At 42.8% G+C, this 21358-nt stretch carries 17 protein-coding genes; 10 read left to right on the top strand and 7 right to left on the bottom strand.

The features are described from left to right. Positions 1-93 precede the first annotated feature (93 nt). Positions 94-2889: a M16 family metallopeptidase gene (locus KXD93_RS02750; RefSeq protein ID WP_258135330.1), complete on the top strand. Its 2796-nt coding sequence runs from the start codon at positions 94-96 to the stop codon at positions 2887-2889. Positions 2890-3165: 276 nt separating this feature from the next. On the opposite strand, the gene KXD93_RS02745 is transcribed toward KXD93_RS02750, so the two are convergent. The 4 genes from KXD93_RS02745 to KXD93_RS02730 form a co-directional block, all read right to left on the bottom strand. Further along, entirely contained in the window at positions 3166-3441 is a 276-nt protein-coding gene (locus tag KXD93_RS02745; RefSeq protein ID WP_258135329.1) for a UBP-type zinc finger domain-containing protein, read from the bottom strand. Position 3442: 1 nt separating this feature from the next. Beyond that, positions 3443-4711 (bottom strand): NAD(P)/FAD-dependent oxidoreductase, encoded by a 1269-nt coding sequence (locus KXD93_RS02740; protein WP_258135328.1) that lies wholly within the window; start codon positions 4709-4711, stop codon positions 3443-3445. 23 nt (positions 4712-4734) lie between these two features. Further along, the gene (locus tag KXD93_RS02735; RefSeq protein WP_258135327.1) at positions 4735-5808 is read right to left on the bottom strand and encodes an NADH:flavin oxidoreductase/NADH oxidase; all 1074 of its coding nucleotides are present in this window, start codon (positions 5806-5808) and stop codon (positions 4735-4737) included. A 216-nt stretch (positions 5809-6024) separates the two neighbouring features. Beyond that, positions 6025-7764 carry a thiamine pyrophosphate-dependent enzyme gene (locus KXD93_RS02730; protein WP_258135326.1) on the bottom strand — a complete coding sequence of 580 codons (1740 nt, stop codon included), beginning with the start codon at positions 7762-7764 and terminating at the stop codon, positions 6025-6027. 339 nt (positions 7765-8103) lie between these two features. Between KXD93_RS02730 and KXD93_RS02725 the strand changes: the two genes are divergently transcribed. From KXD93_RS02725 to KXD93_RS02715, 3 genes are read left to right on the top strand one after another with little or no spacing between them, the layout of a single operon-like run. Beyond that, entirely contained in the window at positions 8104-8337 is a 234-nt protein-coding gene (locus tag KXD93_RS02725; protein WP_258135325.1) for a DUF2630 family protein, read from the top strand. A 14-nt stretch (positions 8338-8351) separates the two neighbouring features. Next, the gene (locus KXD93_RS02720; protein ID WP_258135324.1) at positions 8352-8972 is read left to right on the top strand and encodes an alpha/beta hydrolase; all 621 of its coding nucleotides are present in this window, start codon (positions 8352-8354) and stop codon (positions 8970-8972) included. A 28-nt stretch (positions 8973-9000) separates the two neighbouring features. Continuing rightward, complete coding sequence (locus KXD93_RS02715; RefSeq protein WP_258135322.1) at positions 9001-9318, top strand: GNAT family N-acetyltransferase; 318 nt, start codon at positions 9001-9003, stop codon at positions 9316-9318. A gap of 109 nt (positions 9319-9427) precedes the next feature. On the opposite strand, the gene KXD93_RS02710 is transcribed toward KXD93_RS02715, so the two are convergent. After that, entirely contained in the window at positions 9428-11221 is a 1794-nt protein-coding gene (locus KXD93_RS02710; protein ID WP_258135321.1) for a sigma-54-dependent Fis family transcriptional regulator, read from the bottom strand. A gap of 305 nt (positions 11222-11526) precedes the next feature. On the opposite strand from KXD93_RS02710, the gene KXD93_RS02705 reads away from it, so the two are divergent. From KXD93_RS02705 to KXD93_RS02690, 4 genes are all read left to right on the top strand, one after another. Next, positions 11527-11676 carry a hypothetical protein gene (locus KXD93_RS02705; RefSeq protein ID WP_258135320.1) on the top strand — a complete coding sequence of 50 codons (150 nt, stop codon included), beginning with the start codon at positions 11527-11529 and terminating at the stop codon, positions 11674-11676. Positions 11677-11687: 11 nt separating this feature from the next. Continuing rightward, on the top strand, positions 11688-12440 hold the full coding sequence (locus tag KXD93_RS02700) for a M17 family peptidase N-terminal domain-containing protein (protein WP_258135319.1): 753 nt from the start codon (positions 11688-11690) through the stop codon (positions 12438-12440). A gap of 161 nt (positions 12441-12601) precedes the next feature. Then, positions 12602-13075 carry a Dps family protein gene (locus tag KXD93_RS02695; RefSeq protein ID WP_258135318.1) on the top strand — a complete coding sequence of 158 codons (474 nt, stop codon included), beginning with the start codon at positions 12602-12604 and terminating at the stop codon, positions 13073-13075. Positions 13076-13472: 397 nt separating this feature from the next. Beyond that, positions 13473-15413, top strand: a complete 1941-nt coding sequence (locus KXD93_RS02690; RefSeq protein ID WP_258135317.1) for a sigma 54-interacting response regulator — start codon at positions 13473-13475, stop codon at positions 15411-15413. 80 nt (positions 15414-15493) lie between these two features. Here the strand turns inward: KXD93_RS02690 and KXD93_RS02685 are convergent, their stop codons facing one another. Both KXD93_RS02685 and KXD93_RS02680 read right to left on the bottom strand, forming a co-directional pair. Beyond that, positions 15494-17956 carry a sensor histidine kinase gene (locus KXD93_RS02685; protein ID WP_258135316.1) on the bottom strand — a complete coding sequence of 821 codons (2463 nt, stop codon included), beginning with the start codon at positions 17954-17956 and terminating at the stop codon, positions 15494-15496. A gap of 168 nt (positions 17957-18124) precedes the next feature. Further along, entirely contained in the window at positions 18125-18943 is an 819-nt protein-coding gene (locus tag KXD93_RS02680) for an alpha/beta fold hydrolase (protein ID WP_258135315.1), read from the bottom strand. A gap of 216 nt (positions 18944-19159) precedes the next feature. Here KXD93_RS02680 and KXD93_RS30545 point away from each other — a divergent pair, with 216 nt between their 5' ends. Both KXD93_RS30545 and KXD93_RS02670 read left to right on the top strand, forming a co-directional pair. Next, on the top strand, positions 19160-19393 hold the full coding sequence (locus KXD93_RS30545; protein ID WP_308726278.1) for a DJ-1/PfpI family protein: 234 nt from the start codon (positions 19160-19162) through the stop codon (positions 19391-19393). A 161-nt stretch (positions 19394-19554) separates the two neighbouring features. Then, a complete protein-coding gene (locus tag KXD93_RS02670) occupies positions 19555-21327 on the top strand; it encodes an oleate hydratase (protein ID WP_258135314.1) in 1773 nt (590 codons plus the stop codon). Positions 21328-21358 lie beyond the last annotated feature (31 nt).

The raw sequence follows: 21358 nt of genomic DNA, 5'->3' as shown, positions 1-21358 counted from the left end.
TTTTCATTTTAATCGTCAAAATACATCCGGGCAAAAAATCCGGGTGTATGGGCGGTTTTATTTCATTTTTTCGACACAAAGTTACTTCTAACTATGAACAAAAAAATAATTCTAATGGCTATTTGCAGCATAAGCTGCTTAGCGGTTTGCGCACAGGTAAAGCTATTACCACTTGATCCCAAGGTACGCACTGGTAAACTAAAAAATGGTTTCACTTATTACATACGGCATAACACGGAGCCGAAAAACCGTGTTATTTTTTACCTGGTTAATAAAGCAGGATCGGTATTGGAAAATGAGGACCAGCGCGGGCTGGCGCATTTTATGGAGCACATGACATTCAATGGCTCCAAACATTTCCCCAAAAATACCCTGATGAATTACCTCCAAAACGCCGGCGTTAGATTCGGCGCTGATATCAATGCCTACACAGGATATGACGAAACTGTTTACCAGTTACCCATTCCAACAGACCAGCCTGGCTTGGTAAATCAGGGAATTCAGATTATACGGGATTGGGCTCAGGATGCGACCCTTGCCCAGGTAGAAATTGACAAGGAACGTGGTGTGGTGCTGGAAGAAAAAAGATTAGGCAAAGGTGCCGCTGAAAGGTTACAGCGTCAATATTACCCTATGATCCTGAATAACTCCCGCTATGCAGAACGCAGCCCCATCGGCACCGACGAGGTGTTGAATGGTTTTAAGCCGGAAACGATCAGAAGCTTTTACCATACATGGTACAGGCCGGACTTGCAGGCTTTGGTAGTGGTTGGCGATATTGATGTAAATAAAATGGAAAATGCCATCAAAATAAAATTTGCCGATCTTAAAAACCCGGTTAATGAAAAAAAACGGATTAAATATACTATTCCGCTAACGGGTAAAAACCAGTTTATCGCATTAACAGACAAAGAATCAACCGCGACCGTAGCCGAAATAATGATCAAACATGAGGCAAGAGCTTTACACACTGCGGCTGATTACAGGTTTATTATACTACGCAATTTGTTTAACGGCATGATGGGCGAACGTTTTGCCGAACTTGCGCAGCAGGCAAACCCTCCGTTTATCCAGGGTAACGCCGGTATTAAAAATTTCATGGCCAACATAAGCACTTACAGCACTACAGTTGTAGCCAAACCGGGCGAACTGGAAAAAGGATTAAAAGCGCTTTGGCGGGAAACGGAAAGGGTCAAAAGATTTGGTTTTACGCAAACAGAGCTTGACAGGGCAAAAACCAATTATTTTACTCAAATAGCATCGGCAGTGCGAGAAAAAGATAAAACCGGCTCCGATTCCTATGTGCAGGAGTATGTTGATCTTTTTTTAAAGGGTACGGCTTCACCGGGAATAGCTTATGAATACCAGCTGGTTAAAAATTATTTACCTGGCATAACCTTAGCGGATATATACCAGCTTGGTAAAGAATATATCGGCACCACAAACCGTGATATTATTTTGCTTGCCCCGGGTAATCAACAAAGTAATTTGCCCGATGAAAAAACATTTCTGGGTTGGATGAAATCCGTAGGCCTGGAGCAATTGCAACCCTATGCAGATCATACCAGTTCACTCCCTTTGTTAGCTCGTGACCCCATACCAGGCAAGATCATTAGCGAAGAAAAGGATGTGATTTTAGGACTGACCACTATAAAATTGAGTAATGGTGTAAAAGTTATACTCAAGCCAACCGATTTTAAGAACGATGAGATCCTGTTCAGGGCCTTCGCTCCAGGCGGAACTTCGCTATACAACGATGAGGATTCTCCTTCTGCTGCAAATGCGGCCGGCATTATTTCTTCGTCGGGCGTGGGAAATTACACGGCAACCGAACTGGATAAATTTTTGACCGGTAAACAACTGGATGCCAAACCTTACATTGGTGAGCGCTATCAGGGTATAGAAGGCGGCGCTGCTCCTAAAGATATAGCAACCGCGTTACAGCTTACCTATGCTTATTTTACCGAACCCCGGAAAGACACTTCGGTGTTTAAAGCCATCATAACACGTACCAAGGCACGTTTAGCCAACCGGGCGAACGACCCAAACAGCGTATTCGGAGACACTGTGACTGCTGTTTTAGGCAACTACAATGTGAGGCGTACAGGTCCGTCCGTTGAAAAACTCAGCCGTATCAACCTTAACAGATCCTTTGAAATATACCGGGACCGTTTTGCGGATGCTTCGCAAATGACTTTCGTTTTCACAGGCAATATCAACACAGATACCATAAAACCTTTATTGGAAAAATACCTGGGCTCGTTACCGGGCCCGGGTAGGGAAGAAAAACCTAAAGATCTGGGCATCCATATTCCGGAAGGCCGCATCAGCAAAAACGTTTACAAAGGCTCTGAGCCCAAAGCTACTGTTATGCTCGTTTATTCCGGCCTGTTTGATGATACCCCTATGAACAGGATCCAGTTTGACGCTATCCAGGAAACGCTGAATATCCGATTGATAGAGCGGCTTCGGGAAGATGAAAGCGGTGTATACAGCCCGAATGTGTCATTGAGTACTAATAAATTCCCCCAATCGCGTTTCAGCCTGGTCATCCGCTTCGGATGCGCTCCGCAAAACGTAGACAAACTCGTTGCTTCGGCTACTGATGAAGTAAACAAATTAAAAACTGAGGGCCCGCTGAGCGCCAATATTGCAAAGTGGAAAGCAGAAGACAGCAGGCAACGGGAATTGCAGGTTAAGGACAACGGCTGGTGGCTTGGTTACCTGACCACTCAGCTCCAAAACCAGGATAATCTTGATCAATTTAAATCGGACATCCATTTGGTTGAACAGGTGAACCAGGAAGATTTGAAAAGGTTTGCAAAAAAACACCTGCTGGATGCCAATTTCATCCGTTTGCAATTACTCCCGGACAATCACAAGCCATAGTTCAAGCGCTATTAAAAAAACTCAGTCGTTCTTTATTCTATCATAACCTTATGAGATCAGTTAGTTAATCAGAAGCACCCCCTTTGAGCAGGGGTGCTTTTAAACTGTCAGAACGCATTGTTGGTGGTGCTGTATTTATCTTTAATTGGTCAATTAGAATGCAACAAAGATTGTTACAGATGCCAAAACACCTTGGTGATTTATTAATTATAGTGACTTTTATACAATTTGGGGTTAACAGAATATCACCTATTGAGGAAAGTTCGGCCCAAACTATCAATACGGATCAATATCTATCATTTGATCATGCGGATAACAGTATGCCCAGTATTCACGGGGCTCGGCAGATATCACCACCGGGTGATGACTGTGCGCAGCGTGTTTGGATGCATGCCGGTTTGGCGAAGAATCGCAACATAAAACCACACCACAGGTTTGACATGCCCTGAGGTGGACCCAGGGACTTCCCGTTTTAACGCATTCTTCACAAAAGTATTTATCAGGTGGGATTACTACCAGTGATTTCAGGTGTTTACAAATATCGCTTTCCATTTTATGAGTGTTTTTCTTTTAAATAACGGTGTACAAAAGTAACGGCCATTGCTCCCTCACCAACAGCGGATGCTACCCGTTTAATAGAGTTATGGCGTACGTCACCTGCTGCGAAACAACCGGGGACACTTGTTTCTAAAAACGCCGGCGTAAAGTCACCATTCCACCTGTTTAAAAATTGCGGTTTATAGAGATCCGCCCCGGTTACCAGGTAACCAGCATCATCCCGTACGATGGCGACATCTTTTGCCCAGATGGTATTAGGTGTGCCCCCAATGCATACAAAAACGAACTTTGTAATATAATTAACGGCTGTTTGTTTAACGGTATCCGTCACAGTAATTTCATTTAGGGTACTATCGCCATTTAACCCGGTGATGGTTGAATTGTACAGCACCTCTATATTTTTCTTCTTCAGTATTCTTTTCAGCAGGTAATCAGATAGGGTTGCCGCCAGGTCTTTACCCCTGATGACCATGGTTACTTTTTTAGCATACTCGCCAAAGTTAAGCGCCGCCTGACCGGCAGAATTACCTCCGCCAACAACAAATACCTGTTGGTTGGCACATATGGCAGCCTCGCTGGCCCCGGCGCCATAATAGATCCCCAGATCAAGGTATTTATCCTCATCAGGCAAACCGAGCCGGTTATACTGAACACCCGTAGCTGTAACATTGGCTTTAGTAATTATTTTACTTCCATCAATAAGGTCAACATGAAGTTTGCTATCGATAAACTGTGCCTTTATCCCCTTCCGGATGAGCAGGATCTCTACTCCAAACTTCACTGCCTGCTGCCTGGCCCGCTCAGCAAGGTCTGCACCGGTAATGCCTGCGGGGAAACCGAGATAATTTTCGATACGTGAGCTGGTGCCTGCCTGTCCGCCGATGGCTTCACGTTCTACCAAAACGGTGCGTAAGCCTTCAGAAGCAGCATAAACAGCAGCACTTAGCCCGGCAGGTCCGGCACCGAAGACCGACACATCATATTCCTTATGTTTTGGCTTACTAATCCAACCCAGGCTAAAAGCGATATTTTCAATAGTTGGATCGAATAACAATTTACCGCCGGGTAATTCAACAACCGGGAGAATACCATCATCCGGGATGCTTAATGGAAAGCGGGAACGCAATGTATTGATATCCGTAACCGGAATCCATTCATAGGTTACGACGCTTCTATTGAGAAAATCCCTGATCACATAGGCATCCCTCGATTCCTGGGTTCCGTAAACCTTTACTTTTTCTAATATTGCTTTATCAGATTCCATAGGAATAGTTGTTGAATAAAAAGTTAAAAAGCCCTTTTGTATTGAAATGGGATCGGCGCAGCCTCGCCAAGTGTTTTTGCGGCATGCAAAGGAAAATAAGGATCCCGCAAAAATTCACGGGCTATTATTGCGAGGTCAGCTTTACCGGATGCAATGATGTCATTAGCTTGTTGAGCTTCCGTGATCGCGCCAACAGCACCGGTTAGGATACCTGTTTCGGTTTTGATCTTTTCTGCAAAGGGTACCTGGTAAGATGGAAATACCCTTGATTTATCAAGGAATACAAAACCTCCGGCTGAAGCGGTGATCAAATCAACGCCTATTTGCTTGAGTATGCCTGCCAATACAATACTATCCTCAATTTTCCAGGCATTTTCCTCTTCGATGTAATCCACCGCCGATATCCGTATCATTAGCGGCATGGTTTGAGGAATAAGGTCTCTGATCCCCCTGGCGGTTTCTATCAACAACCGTATGCGGTTTTCAAAGCTTCCTCCATACTGATCCTTTCGATGATTGATGATATTGGAGTAAAACTGGTGAAAAAGATAACCGTGACCGGCATGCAACTCTATAGCATCAAAACCTGCAGAAACGGCCCGGAGCGCCGCCGTTAAAAAGTCCTTTTTTATTTTGTTGATGTCACGTATGGAAAGTTCACGAGGCAGGCTCATGTTATTAAAAGGTGCTACGGCTGAGGAGCTTTTGGTTTGCCAGCCACCATTTTCAGGCGTTAAATACTGGAGCCCGTCATTGGGATGCGACCTGCTCGCCTTGCTGCCAAAATGTGCTATTTGCGCGGCCGTCTTCGCACCTTGTTCATGAATAAATTTATTGATCGTTCTCCATCCGGCAATTTGCCCGTCATTCCAAAGCCCGGCATCGTAATGGGTACTCCGGCCCTCTTTGTTTACTGCCAGGCTTTCGGTAATGATCAGGCCAGCGCCACCAACTGCCCTGCTACCTAAATGCACCATGTGCCAATGCCCTACTTTCCCGTTAACGGCACTGAATTGCTGCATTGGCGATACAACTATCCTGTTTTTTAAGGCCATGCCCCGGATTTGAATAGGACTGAATAAATTTAAAGACGTCATATGCTTTATTTATCAAAAAAAATACCATTAATAACAACCTGTAAATTAGTTATTTACTTACATTGAGACAAAAACAGGTTACGATATTTCGTGAATTTACTTTAGGTTTCCTTTTGCCAAATTTTAAGATTTGACACCTTAACCACGATATATCGTACCGCACTTTCATCAAATGATGTTTATCCTAAACCACTCCGCTTTAGCGAGTTTCCATATTTAATCGAGCAATTCACCCATATGCTTATACCCTGACTTTACTGTGTCCAGAACTTCCTGGAATTTTCCGCCCAGCATAAGCCTGGTCATAGACAAAGCCATGCCTTTAACCATTTTCAATTCTACCTTTGGCGGCATAGCTAACGCATTGGGATCAGTAAATACGTTTACCAAAACAGGGCCATCGTGTTCAAATGCCTGTCTCAATGACGTCTCAAGGTCATTGGGGTGGTTTATCGTTATTCCCTTAATACCCATCGCACCGGCGATCACCGAGAAATCAGGGTTTTCCATGTCTGTTTCCGAATCAGGCAATCCCGCAACTTCCATCTCTAGTTTTACCATACCCAATGACCGGTTGTTAAACACGATAATCTTAATTGGCAATTTGTACTGTTTAATTGTTGCCAAATCACCTAACAACATAGAGATGCCGCCATCGCCGCACATGGCCACCACCTGGCGATCCGGGCATGACAATGCTGCTCCTATAGCATGTGGCATGGCATTAGCCATTGATCCATGAGTAAATGAACCAAGCATGTGCCGCTTGCCGGTGGCCTGTATGTAGCGGGCTCCCCAAACACAGCACATGCCGGTATCTACTGTAAAAATGGCATCCTCTGTCGCCAGTTTATCCAGGCAGGCTGCAACAGCTTCAGGGTGTATCGCATTTTCGGCGCCTTTATCTTCCACGTAAATATTCAGGTGTTCTTTTACCTTGCCATAAATATGTAACTGCGCCTTCAAAAAACTATCGTCATCCTTACGGTTCAGCAGGGGGAACAGTGCCGTTAACGTTGTTTTTATATCACCATGCAAACCAATATCTAATTTTGCCCTTCTCCCTAATCGTTCGGGCTGAAGATCCACCTGGATAATTTTCTTGTCAGTTGGCATAAACGGTACGTAAGGAAAATCTGTTCCCAGCAGTATAATGAGATCACTCTCATGCATACTATGATACGCTGAGGGAAGCCCAAGCAAACCGGTCATGCCTACTTCATAAGGATTATTGTACTGTATACCCATTTTTCCGCGGAAGGAATAACCGATAGGTGCATTGATCATTTCAGCAAGTTGCACAACTTCATCATGCGCATCCGCAGCCCCTATTCCACAATAAATGCTTACCTTTTGATATCGGTTTATGAGGCTGGCCATCCCAGCGATATCTTCATCGGACGGTCTTATCAACGCCTTAGAAAAATAATTTTTGTTTGATGAAATATTTTCAACAGCAGCCATAGCACTAACGTCTCCCGGCAGGCCCAATACCGCTACACCCTTCCGTTGCACAGCATGCTGTATTGCGGCTTGCGTCATCCGGGGCAGTTGTGCCGCAGTTGCAGCAATCTGGTTGTAATGGCTGCAATCATCAAAAAGCTTAGTAATATTTGTTTCCTGGAAATAGCCGCTGCCAAATTCTGTTGTTGCGCAGGTTGATGCAATAGCCAATACCGGCACATTTGCCCGGTGCGCGTCGTACAAACCATTTATTAAGTGAATATGGCCAGGGCCGCTGCTGCCTGCGCAACAGGCTAATCCTTTCAATTCAGCTTCAGCTGCAGCTGCATACGCCCCTGCTTCTTCATGCCTCACGTGAACCCATTGTATCTGGTCATTCCTTCTTACCGCGTCATTAAGTTCGTTTAAACTATCTCCCGTAATCGCGTAAATGCGTTTAATGCCTGCCTGTACCAGCATATCTACCAGTTGTTCCGCTACTTTTTTTGACATAGGGTTTTGTTTTAATTTACCTATAAACGGCAAAATTCGAGCTACTCCATAAGTTAGTGACCATGAGCTATTTAAGGCCATTTCAATATTTTCTCGCTAACGATATTTCGTTATTTTATGATTTGGCTGGCAGGGCTTGAACAACGGGCATGTTTTGATCCCTGATGATAGAACCAAAGTGATTCGTTTTTTTGGTTAATCACCATTAATTCATAGATAGATGTAAGTAAAATGATGATATATCGCCAGTTTTTATTTGGCATAATTTATTAATCATTTGATTTTTAGTTAATTATTATTTGGCTTATCTTTTGCTTTCTATGCGTTAAAGCAAACGATATGGAAGACAATCAGATATTGAATCATATTAAAAACTTAACCGAAAACGAAGAAAAGCTTTGGGGCAAAGAAAACCTTTCGGATGCAGAGGTAAACAAATTGCATCAGATAAAACTTGAACTTGACCAATGCTGGGATTTGCTGAGACAAAGAAGAGCACTGCGTGATGCCGGCGAAAACCCGGATAAAGCACAGGCAAGGGATATTGACACTATTGAGAATGATCAGCGATAAAAAATCCTTACACGATGAATAGCTATGACAGAACACTTTATTTCGGTGAAATGTTCCCAAAAACCATCAAGGCTATCATGATGGTACACGGTAAGGGATCAGAAGCGGCCGATATTGTAAACAGCTTTGAGGGCGTACTGCCTATCAACGATTATTACATAGTAGCGCCAAATGCAGATCGCCATACCTGGTACCCTCAACGCTTTCTTGCCCCGCAGGAAGAGAATGAGCCTATGTTAGGTAATGCGATCAGTTTATTAAATGACCTGGTAAATGATCTTACCGCGACAGGTTATGAACGGGAAAATATTTTCATCCTCGGCTTTTCACAAGGGGCCTGTTTAGCGCTGGAGTTTGCAGCCCGGAACGCTGGTAAATTTGGAGGGATTTTCGCTTTAAGCGGTGGCTTAATCGGGGATATTTTAGATAGTACAAGGTATAAAGGAGATTTTCAGGGATCACCTATTTTCCTGGGTTGCAGCGATTCAGACAGCCACATTCCACCTGAACGCGTTCACGAGTCAGCCGCTATTTTAAAAAATTTGGGCGCCAATGTTTTTGAAAAAATATATCCCGGTATGGGACATACGGTTAACAAGAATGAAATAGACGAAATTTCAAATATTTTGAAATAACAGATCCCTTAATAAATTAAGAAATGCAATGAGCGAGCATGTAAATGTTGTAAATAATGAAGAAAAATTACGCTTTGAAGTGAGTTTGAACGGTGAGTTCGCTTATATCGAATACCGGTATTACAAAAAGGATATCGCCTTTATGCATACCACTGTGCCCGACCCTTTCAAGGGTAAGGGGATAGCGTCAGCAATGGCAGTAGCGGCACTTAATTTCGCAAAAAATCGGCATTATAAAATTATGCTTTACTGCCCGTTTGTGTCCAGGTACGTTAGAGAGCATCCTGAATATCACGCGTTAGTAGACACAGATTATCATCCCTCGTTCGGGAACGACGCTAAATAATGGCAAGCCAGGGGGCAATTCATGGAGACTAATATAACATGCAGCCATTATCTACCGGTTATTATATCGACTGACCTGGTGAATACTGGAGCCCATTGCCGTCAGATATCTAAAAATGCTTTTTGCTGAGCCCCAATCGTTTTATTTTTGAATTGAGCGTTGTGGCGGGCACCCCCAAGAGCTTCGCTGCACCTTCGGGGCCGGATATGCGCCCTTTACAGATTTGCAGCACGGCGAAAATATGATCACGCTCGTTCTCATCAATGGTTTTGATCTTTTGCCGTACCCCGTCGTTGTCAGTGATGGTTTTTTCTTTCGTTGGAAGATCGATAACGCTGATAACAGTTTTTTTGCTGAGGAGAACCTGCCGTTCAATCAGGTGCTCCATTTCCCTCACATTTCCCGGCCAGCTATAATTACTCATTTGTTGTATAGCACCTCGCGTAAATCCCGCTAGCTGTTTACCTGCCTTATGGGCATACTTTGCCAGGAAATGGGTTGCCAGCAATGGAATATCTTCTGCCCGTTCCCTAAGCGAAGGCAATGAAACCGGGAAAACATGAAGCCGGTAATACAGGTCTCTTCTAAAACGCCCCTTTTCAACTTCGGCAAGCAGGTTTTTGTTGGTTGCCGAGATAATTCTTACATCCGTTTTTATAGTGGCCTTGCCACCAACCCGTTCAATCTCTTTTTCCTGCAGCACCCTAAGCAATTTCACCTGTAAGATTAACGGCAACTCACCAATTTCGTCAAGGAATAAAGTACCGTTATCGGCAAGTTCAAATTTTCCTATCCGCCTGTCTGTAGCCCCCGTGAAGGCCCCTTTTTCATGGCCAAAAAGTTCAGACTCTATCAGATTTTCGGGAATAGCGGCGCAATTTACCTTCACCATTGCCTTATCTTTTCTGGCAGAACCCTCGTGAATAGCACGGGCAATCAGTTCTTTGCCCGTACCTGTTTCACCCAATATTAAAACAGTCGATTCTGACCCGGCTACCTGATCCAACAACCCAAAAACTTTTTTCATGCCCTGCCCCTCACCTATAATTTCAGGATAATGGCCGGTTGGACGGGTATCTTCATGGAGATACAATTTTTCATTTTCCAGTTGTTTTTTGTAGGTATCAATCTCGTCTAACTGTGTTTTGATCTTTTCATAATCAAAAAGGAATAGCTTTGCAGCCTGGCTAATAAATTCACCTAATTCAGTTATCTCGCTGAGGGCCGGGGCCTGCGCAGCCAATTTCAACAACAAATCCGGGTTCGGAACAACTTCAGGTTTGCAGCTATTGTTATCCTGTTGAATTTTAACATTAATTATTGTTGAACCATTTAAATTTTGGCTTGCAGGTGTTGTACGCTGTAAAAAAATAATTTCGGCTAGCAGATCTGCAATACCACAGCAAAATGTTAAGCATTCGGCACCCAATTCCCTAACGTTGTTGTGTAGTTCCAGCGTACCCAGCACCTGGTTATTAACTTCGAGGGGTATATAACAGTGGTGCGTGTAATGCGTTTCGCCATTTACCAGACAGTGATTCACGTTTTCCTCCTGTATCCATTCTTCCATTGATTTTATAACGGGGAAACAAAATTCTGCAATACCTTTCTGTATTGCAGTAAGTTCGGAAGGCTGGTTTAAAACTTCGGCATTTGTTTGCCCTGAGTCACTTTGATACGTAGCTATATAAGCCTCCTTTATAACCGTTAACTGTTCATCATAGATCAATATCACCCCGCAATCAATAGAAAATAGCGGCTGTAGCTTTTTAAAAATGATGTTGAACAGATCAGTTAAGAATATAGGGCTATTGAAATTGCTACCTGGCAGGTGTGGCAATGAAACTTGTACTGACGATTGCCGGGCCATCTCTGAAAAAGGTATTTCTGCTGAACCACTCATATGATCACCTATTTATGCTAATACTCAACCAGGGTCAAGGATATAGAATTACAATAATGTTACAAATATGACTAATATATTGCTTAAAACGCCCCCTAACAAGGTCTTTTGAATCAATAGTTAAAAAAAGCGTTCTTAAGTTTTAAATTCAATACCACGTATTAAGGCCTTCTATGATACCTGCTGACCTTCGTGAATTCACGATATATCACAAATGATAAACTGCCTGCTTTACTATAAAATACTTATTATCAAATATTTGCCCAAATGGCATTGTTTATGCGAACTGTTTCCAAATTTTATTTATGAAACCAACGTCAGACTTATTAACTCCAGGCAATCATGTTTTGGTTCTTATCGGTTTTGAAGGACAAATGGGTGTTACTGATCGCTGCGATCTGCAGGCTGGTTCTATAATTCCTGATTCACCGTTAAATTTTAACGAAACACTTTAAAACGCAACGTCATGATAAAATTATTCACAAGCACCGGTAAACCCAGGCAGCAAAATTTCAGGATAACCTTTTCCGCTTTTTTATTGCTGATTACTGTCAATACTCATTTATGGGCGCAAAATACCGCGCCACGATTAGCTGATGTCGGTACTACGGCCGTTTTAGGTAAAGCCGATGGTATTGTTTTTGAGGCTAAGGTGCAAAGCCCGTCAGACCAGGCAACACCTCTTCAAATCATATGTATTTTTGAATATACTGAAGGGGATATGACAGGCCCGCAGGCGCTTCCAGCTGCGGCCAACGGCTTATTACATGTAGACCAGGCTTTAAATGGCTTGATTACAATGTTACGGAAAAGCGAAAAATTTGCCGGGCACGCCCTGGAAACATTGTTGATCATCCCGCCGAAAGGCACCATGCCGGCACAGAAGATTTTGCTTATTGGCCTTGGCAATCGCGACCAATTTAATCCGGAAATAATGACCAGTGTAGGCAGGGTAGGTATGCGCGAGGCTTTACGCCTGGGCGTTAGCAGCTACTCACATGCCAGCGATTTGAAAGATGCAGGTATCAACTCGCCAACAGGTGCGGTTGCGGTGAATGTGGTAAAGGGAGCATTAGATGCTTATGAAACAGAAGAGTTTCTGGTGAAGAAAAAAGTAACTACGCACAAGCCATTAACCAAAATAACCATTTTAGCAGGCCAACCCTTTTTCGCACCGACAGGCGATGCCATTAAAGCGTATTTATCAATAAAAAACTAAGCGCGATATATGAAAAAAGCAGCTATAAAAACGACCCGCCTGAGGAAACGTTCCTTACGTGTATCCCATTGGCCTTCTGCTTTTACCCAAAACCAATGCGGGCGCTTTCTCAACCGACCATTCTTTTTAATCACTTTTTTAACCGTTTAATATTTATAACAATGGAACCAAAGATCGGAATATCATCAGAAAACCTTGCCGGGGTGGCACATGCCTTAAATCACATCCTGGCCGATGAGTTTTTACTTTACACAAAAACGAGAAATGCGCACTGGAATGTTGAAGGTCCGGACTTTCACACAAAACATCTTTTCTTTGAAAGCCAATACGGCCAATTAGATGAGATCATGGATAGTGTCGCTGAACGCATCAGGTCGCTTGGCCATTATGCGCCTGCTACGTTAAAAAGTTTTTTAGAACTGACACACTTTTCAGAAGTACTGCATAACAAAAATGATAGCGCGGGGTTTATTACCGAATTGCTGAACGATCACGAAAGCCTGATCATACATCTTAGGGAAAACATCAATATTTTTGCAAATGAACTTAAAGACCTTGGCACGAGCGATTATATTACCGGGCTTATGGAAACCCATGAAAAAATGGCATGGATGCTGAGGTCGCATTTAAGATAATCATCATTGAAAATTCAAATAGTATCTGGTACGTTACCCTGTTGTTAAGTGCGGTAGCGCGCTTTGATACAGTGATCTTTCTTGCAGCCGACTATTTGGGCACATGGCAACCGGCACTTCATGGTGTTTGCTTACCGGGTTTTAAAAGAATCTGACAGCCAGGCATGGTTAAAGCTGGTTAGCTTCCAACAGGTAGCATAATTATCAAGATGCAGGGGACAAAAAATCTCCTGCATCTTATTTTAGATCGGTTGACAAATCCCTCTGTCTGCTTTTCCCTGTTTTATTTTGAACCGGAAAATAAACGGGCTTAAGTGTGTTTGATTTTTAAACCCGCTGAATTTGATAACTTAGATCATGTATTTGCCTGAAGTAGCAGGAAAGCGATCAATAAGAAATGGAAGAAAATATTTTAATAGTTGAAGATGAGTTTATAGTAGCAAATGATTTGAGAATCATGCTTCAAAAAGCAGGATACAAAGTTTGTGGTATTGCTCCATCGGTTACCAAGGCTGTTGAACTGATCAGGACAAAAAAACCGGACTGGATCCTGCTTGATATTTTTTTGCAGGGTACCAAAACAGGGATCGACCTGGGGGGCCAGTTAGGCGAAATGGGCATCCCTTTTATTTATATATCTGCTAATACTAACCAGGCCATTTTAGAAGCGGCAAAGGCGACGGCGCCTTACGGTTTTTTAGTTAAACCGTTCCGTGAAAAAGATCTTTTGATCATGCTTGATATAGCCCTATACCGACATGAACAGAGCAAGAAATTTAACCACCCAAAAGTGGTCAGCCTTGAGGAGCAGATTGAGCAAATAGCCGCAAAAGCAGACAGCAGAGAGGAAAAATTGAAGCAGGCTGCAACGATAATACAAAGCATAATTCCTTTTGATTATTTAAGTATTATCAAAACTGAAGCAGTGGCAGATGGGGAACATGCTTACCTGATAAAGAACGCTTTGAATATTTTCCAGGTATTGTCGCATAGCGAATTGCTTGATCTGATGGCCGTTTCGCAGCGGGACTACAGATCATGGAAATCGTCCCCGGCAGAAACCAAAAATCAGTTTTACAATAACTTCGATTTCAGCAGGTTAAAATTGGATAACTTATGGTTGAAAAGCCTGAGTGATCATTATAAATATCAGTCGGCTTTAAGCTTCCATCTAAAATTAACAGATGGACATGCTTATAAATTTAGTTTTTTGAGCGATGGTTCAGATAGTTATAATAAACTGCAGTTAGATCTGCTGCAAAAAAATGAAGCAGCCCTTATGAATCTGATCGGTGGTATATTACTAAAAAAAGATGCCATAGTAAAACCGGCACCGGCATTACGAGTGTCTTCAGTGCCGATTGCCCGAGCGGTTGCTGATCAAAATTTCAATGGTATCATTGGTCAAAGTCACCTGTTGAAAGCGGTATTTAATAAAATAACTATTGTTGCGCCCGATAATACTTCGGTATTGATCACGGGCGAAAGTGGTACCGGTAAAGAAAGAATAGCCCAGACCATCCATAAGCTATCGCCCAGGAAAAACAAACCACTGGTTACTGTTAACTGCGCCGCACTGCCAGTTAATCTGATAGAATCTGAACTTTTCGGGCATGAAAGGGGCGCTTTTACCGGTGCTACTGAAAAACGAACAGGAAAATTTGAACAGGCTGACGGGGGGACGATATTTCTTGACGAAATAGGCGAGCTTCCGCTGGACGCGCAGGTTAAATTGCTGCGTGTGTTACAGGAAAAAGAAATTGAAAAACTTGGAAGTAATCATACCAAAAAGGTTAATATCCGCATTATTGCGGCAACCAACCGCAACCTGGAAAAGGAGGTGGCTGAAGGCCGTTTCCGGCTCGATCTTTATTACCGGCTTAACGTTTTCCCGATAGAATTGCCGGCTTTAAGGCAACGCAAAGAGGATATCCCGGTATTAGCTAATTACTTTTTAAAGCGGTTTGTAAAAAAATCTAACAAAACCGTTACCGGCATTAGTGAACATGCTATGCAAAGTTTAATGGATTATGACTGGCCGGGCAACATCAGGGAACTGGAGCACCTTATCGAGCGGAGCTTACTGTTGTCCAAGGATGATTTGATCGAAAGCATTGACATCCCCAAAGTCGTTTCGGCAGGGCCGGCACAGGCAGCGGGAGGTTTCCGTATCCGGACCATGGAAGAAATGGAACGCGAGCATATCCTGGAGATATTAAAAGTATGTAAAGGGAAAGTATTTGGCCCCGGCGGGGCTGCGGAAATGTTGAACATTCCGTCTACCACACTTAATTCAAAAATTAAAAAACTCGGTATTCATTACGAATACGTAAAATAATCGCGCCAAACTTACATAATAATATCTGGCGTCTTTTTATTTAAGTGACAATAGCTGGTTCTGAAATTTGACTACTATTTTTATGATGATGATGGATGGAAGGTGACACTAATCATCGTTCCGCCGCGAGAATGGATTTTGAATTTTCCGCCCAGTTGCGCTGTGAGCCCTATCATCAAATTTATCCCCAGTGAGGTACACGAAGCCGGATCGAAATCACCAGGTAAACCCTTTCCGTTATCGCATACGCTTAATTGGTATTGCCCTTCCATAGTTTCAAACATCGAAATAGTAACAATCCCTTGCTGCCTATCTGCAAATGCATACTTAACACTATTGGTGATAGCCTCATTTAATATTAAACCTAAAGGCACAGCATCGGCAGTGGTCAGGCGTATTTCTTTGATATCAAAAATAAATTTAAGTTTTTGTTTAACTTGAAAAGAATCCTGGATGCTGTGTACAAGTTCTTCCATATAAACCTGCATGTTTATAGTCGCCAGGTCATCTGCCTGGTACAGCTTCTGATGTACTATTGATATCGCTTGCATCCGGTTCTGGCTGTCCCGTATGGCTGTCAGCGCCTCCTCATTATCCAGATAAGAAGATTGCGTGTTTAACAAACTGGAGATGATCTGCAAATTGTTTTTAACACGGTGGTGTATCTCTTTCACCAGCCATTCCTTTTCATTCAATAGCTGGTTAAGCTGAATGTTTTGCTTATTGATCTCATCCTGCCGAAATTTTAGCATCCTGTTACTTCTCTGTTTGGCGCGATAAAGGTATACCATAAGGCCGATAACAAGCACAGACCCCAGCAGCGCCATGGTGATCAGTTTTCTATTAAGGCCCTCCTTTTCCAGCTCGCTGCGCTGTAAATTGTTTTTGTTGCGGAGCACCAGGTTTTCATGGTCTCGCTGAGCGGTTTCGAATTGCAGTTGCAATTGTTCGGTTTGCCTCAGTTTTGCTTTATTGAAGATCGAATCTGTAATGGATTTTGAAGCTTCGAAATACTTTATTGCCGATAAATAATCGCCCTTGGCAGAGTCTGCCTTAAATTTATACTGATATATTGCTGCCAGATCCGATACGGGTATGAGGCCTTTATTTGCTTCAAGCACCCGCTCCAGGTAAAGAGCTGCTTTATCATAGGCTTTTTGCTGAATATAGAACGAAGCAACGTTTCTGTAACCCCAGTAATAATAGGCATCTTTCGACTTCCGCTTTTCAAATGCGTCAATTACCTGTAAATAAAACCGCTCGGCAATAGCTGGTTTACCTAAAGCGGCGTAACAGTCACCCCGCAACATAGGTATAAAATAAACTCCGGTGAAATCCGGCGGATACTTCTGAATAGCCGCATCAAGCTGCCACAGCACTAACCTTGCTTTTCCCTCCATGATCAGCTCCGACGCCAATTCCCTGAATACAGAATAACGGAAAATATTATCTACACGGATAGATGTTTCCAGGCATTTTTGATACCATTGAATGCTTTGCTTTCTTTGTCCGAGGTCTTTGCAAAGCTGAGCCAATCTCAATTGCATGAAGACCAAACCAGCCTCTGTGCCATTTTTCTCTGAATAGGACACGGCCGCGAGCCCGTAACGCATCGCCGTTTCGAAATTACCCTTTGCTGTAGAGACAACGGCTAACAGATCGTAAACATATTGTATATTTTTATAACCCAGATCTGAATACATATTGAGTACACTTTTAAGCTGTACTTCCGAAGCATCCAGATTTCCCATCCAAAGGTGCAGATCAGCAATTTCTTTCAAACACCGTATGGACAAAGCCGTATCTCCGGCCGTCCTGGCAATCAGTGATGTTTTATTGTAATTGATAATCGCCTGTTTTTGCGATGGTGTATTTGCAGATTTTATAAACCATATTTGCGCTTCCGCACGCCCGTTTTTATAAGTTTGGCAAAGCGCTACCGTTTTATCAAACGCTTTATTGCACAGGTTGCTGTCAAGTCCCCTTTCCAGCATTAAATTATAGTGATAAACGCTGTTTGCTAATGAAAGGCCGGGCATTTGATGCTTTGCTGTATAATGCTGCACTAGCGCGAAACAGGAGTCGGCTTTATCCAGGTCGGTTTTCTCTTCGCCGGGTTTCTCCAGAAAATATCGCCCTAAAAGTATCTGGAGCCGGCAATATAACGAGCCTGATGCATTATCCACCATATGCTGGACATCGGCAAATTTCTTTTGCAAAATTAACCCGCTTGCAATTGCCACGCCGGCGTCGTCCAATCCCTTTTTATAACGCAACACCCTGCTCATGCTTTCTGCAACAAGCCCGTAATGTAAGGAACTATCAATATTGGCCGGCGAACAGCCTTTATTGTTCCGGTAGAAATTACTGATAGTCAACGCAAGCTTTACCGAAGTAGTATCATGTTTTGATCCGGCATATTTAGCGGTCAGCTCCGGCAGGGAGTGTTTCATGTCAACCTGAGACCATGCAGCTATACGCTGTAAAATCAATAACAAAGTTAAGCTAAGCTTTAATATATAACTACCTGTTTGCCGGGTCATCTAAGAAGTTTAAGTAATATGCTTTACGAAAGGGCAAATTACGGAAGCCGGGTGTCAAATTTAAGCTTAATTTTATAATACGTTATAAATCAGCATAATATTGTAAAAAGGGCATCCCTGGTTGGGATACCCTTTTACTTATTTAATGAGCCAATACCCAATTTTCCGTCAAGATTGAATAAAAGCCAATAGATCAGCATTTATCGTTGCCGCTTCCGTAGCCGGCATGCCATGAGGAAACCCTGGATAAGAGATTAATTTTCCATTCTTTAACAGTTTAACAGCTTTCGCTCCTGAGATAGGGAAAGGAACTACCTGGTCATCCTCGCCATGAAGCACCAATACCGGAATGTCTACACTTTTCAGATCTTCCGTAAAGTCTGTTTCTGAAAAAGCCTTGATACCGTCATAATGTGCTTTAATTCCGCCCATCATTCCCTGGCGCCACCAATTGTCCCTGGTACCCTGGGATATTTTCGCTCCTTCGCGGTTATATCCGTAAAATGGGATAGTGAAATCCTGGAAAAACTGCGGCCTTTGAGTTGCAGTGCTCACCCGAATTTCATCTAAAACAGCTAAAGGAACACCTTCGGGGTTACTTTCACTTTTTACCATTATGGGCGTAACCGCACTGATCAGTACCGCTTTAGCTACGCGGTCCCTGCCATATTTCGCGGCATAACGGATAACTTCGCCGCCGCCAGTGGAGTGACCGATGTGCACCGCATCTTTCAAGTCAAGAAATTCGGTAAGTTCAGCCACATCAGCTGCATAGGTATCCATATCATGACCGATAGAACCCTGGCTTGATCTGCCGTGCCCCCTGCGGTCATGGGCAATTACCCTATATCCCTTTTCTACGAAAAACATCATCTGTGCATCCCAGTCATCGCTGGATAAAGGCCATCCATGATGAAAGACTAAAGGTTGTCCTGTGCCCCAGTCCTTGTAATAAATTTCGGTACCGTCTTTTACTGTAATCTTCATGTTTTTGTGTTGTTAAAAAATTGACTCCTGTTTAAAAGTTGATCTGAACTACAGGTCCGTTCCGGACGCCATAACAATCGCATTGTAGCCATCCATTACCACGCCACTCTATAAATTATTAAAGATCAACAACTTAATAAGAATTACAACATTTTTACTATTACGTTATATCGTTAATTTACGGCAACGCAGAACATGCTAACACCCTCGATGAAAATGGCTACAATAGTACATCATTCCAACAACGACAATGAGCATCTACCAACAGGACACTTTCCCAATGTTGTAAAAGGCGATGCGTGTCATAGGCAAATCGAACCTGAATACTTGCGGATCAACGAAAAGGTGATTGATATCGTGAAGTATTTTATGGAAAATAACAAACCTGTTGCTGCTATATACCATGTGCCGCAGATCAGCCATCCTGAAAGTATTGGGCGTGAAAAATGAATTATAATGCCGGATGCTATTTTTCAGCCCATGATAAGGATCATTTTTTCGGCTGAGGGCTGTCATAATGAACAGCCGGGGATCTCCATAGCTTTGTTTACCTATACCAGGGGCTCTTAAAATTGGTATCGTAAAAAAATCATTTTATAAAAAAACAAGTTATGTATTACAGTAAAGGAAATTATGAAGCATTTGCACGACCGAAAAAACCTGCAAAAATAGATGAAAAATCAGCCTACCTAATTGGTTCCGGACTGGCATCTCTTTCTGCAGCTGCATTTCTGATCCGTGACGGACAGATGAATGGAAAAAAGATCCACATTTTAGAAGAGCTGCCCCTGCCTGGCGGAAGTATGGACGGAATTTGGAATGAGCAAAAGGGATACATCATCCGTGGGGGGCGGGAGATGGAGATTCATTTTGAGACTTTGTGGGATTTGTTCCGTAGTATTCCTTCTCTTGATACGGAGGGAGCATCTGTATTGGACGAATTTTATTGGCTGAATAAAGAAGATCCTTCTTTCTCTCACACAAGGGTGATCCTAAATAAAGGAGCGCGTCTTTCTACCGATGGAAAACTTACCTTAACGCCAAAGGCCGTACAGGAATTGATAAAACTGATTTTGACTCCCGAAGAAAAATTGCAGGATGTACAAATAGACCAGGTATTCACCGGAGATTTCTTCAATTCTAACTTTTGGTTATATTGGGCCACAATGTTCGCTTTCGAACCTTGGGCAAGTGCTTTGGAAATGCGCCGGTATGTGCTGCGTTTTATACCCCACATAGGCAAAATTGCCGATATGTCTTCGCTTCGTTTTACCAGGTACAACCAATACGAGTCATTGATTTTACCCCTTGTTAGTTATCTGAAGGAACACGGCGTCCATTTCCAGTACGATACGAAAGTTCAAAACATTCTCGTCGATACAAAAGACAATAAGAAAGTAGCCCAGTACATAGAGCTGATTCAGAATGGTGAAGAAAAACTAATTCATTTAACCGAAAATGATTTGATATTTATAACCAATGGATCTATCACAGAAAGCAGCACTTATGGTGATAACAATACGCCGGCGCCTGTAACACAGGATATTGGCGGCAGCTGGAAACTTTGGAAAAATCTGGCACATCAAGATGACAGCTTCGGAAAACCTGAAAAATTCTGCGAAAATATTCCGGAAGCCAATTGGGTTATTTCCGGCACCATCACATTGACAGATGATAAAGTATTGCCTTATATAGAAAAAATAACAAAGAAGGCCCCAAAAAGTGGCAGCATTGTTACCAGCGGACCTGTGACCATCAAAGATTCAAGTTGGTTATATGGTTTTTCTATCTCCCGCCAACCCCACTTCAAAGCACAGAAAGACAATGAGGTGATTGTTTGGGTATATGGCTTATTTTCAGACAAACCGGGTGACTATATTAAAAAAAAAATAACAGAATGTTCCGGAGTCGAATTGTGCGAAGAATTGCTTTATCATATTGGCGTTCCTGAAAGTGAAATTTCAGCTATTGCCAAAAACTCAGCAAACACCATCCCTTGCCGTATGCCCTATATTACTTCTTATTTTATGCCCCGTGCACAGGGAGACCGTCCATTGGTCGTTCCGAAAGGTTCTGTTAACCTGGCATTTATCGGCAATTTTGCAGAAACTGAAAAAGACACGGTATTTACCACAGAATATTCTGTGCGTACGGCAATGGAAGCAGTTTATACTTTATTGGACGTAGACCGGGGCGTTCCTGAAGTTTTCGCTTCATCTTTCGATATCAGGGTACTTTTAGAATCCATTTATTTTCTGAATGACAAAAAGAATCTGAAAGCGTTGGATCTTCCCTGGCTGTTAACGCTCATAGAAAAATACGGACTGAAAAAGATTGAGGGTACATATTTTGAAGAAGTATTACGGGAAGCGAAACTCTTGTAATCAACCAATACCAGCAGCCATGTACAACATT

This window comes from Mucilaginibacter phenanthrenivorans (genome assembly GCF_024721155.1).
Lineage (GTDB): Bacteria > Bacteroidota > Bacteroidia > Sphingobacteriales > Sphingobacteriaceae > Mucilaginibacter > Mucilaginibacter phenanthrenivorans.
Note: the sequence above shows the minus strand (reverse complement) of the source record. Positions and strands in the feature narration are given on the sequence as shown.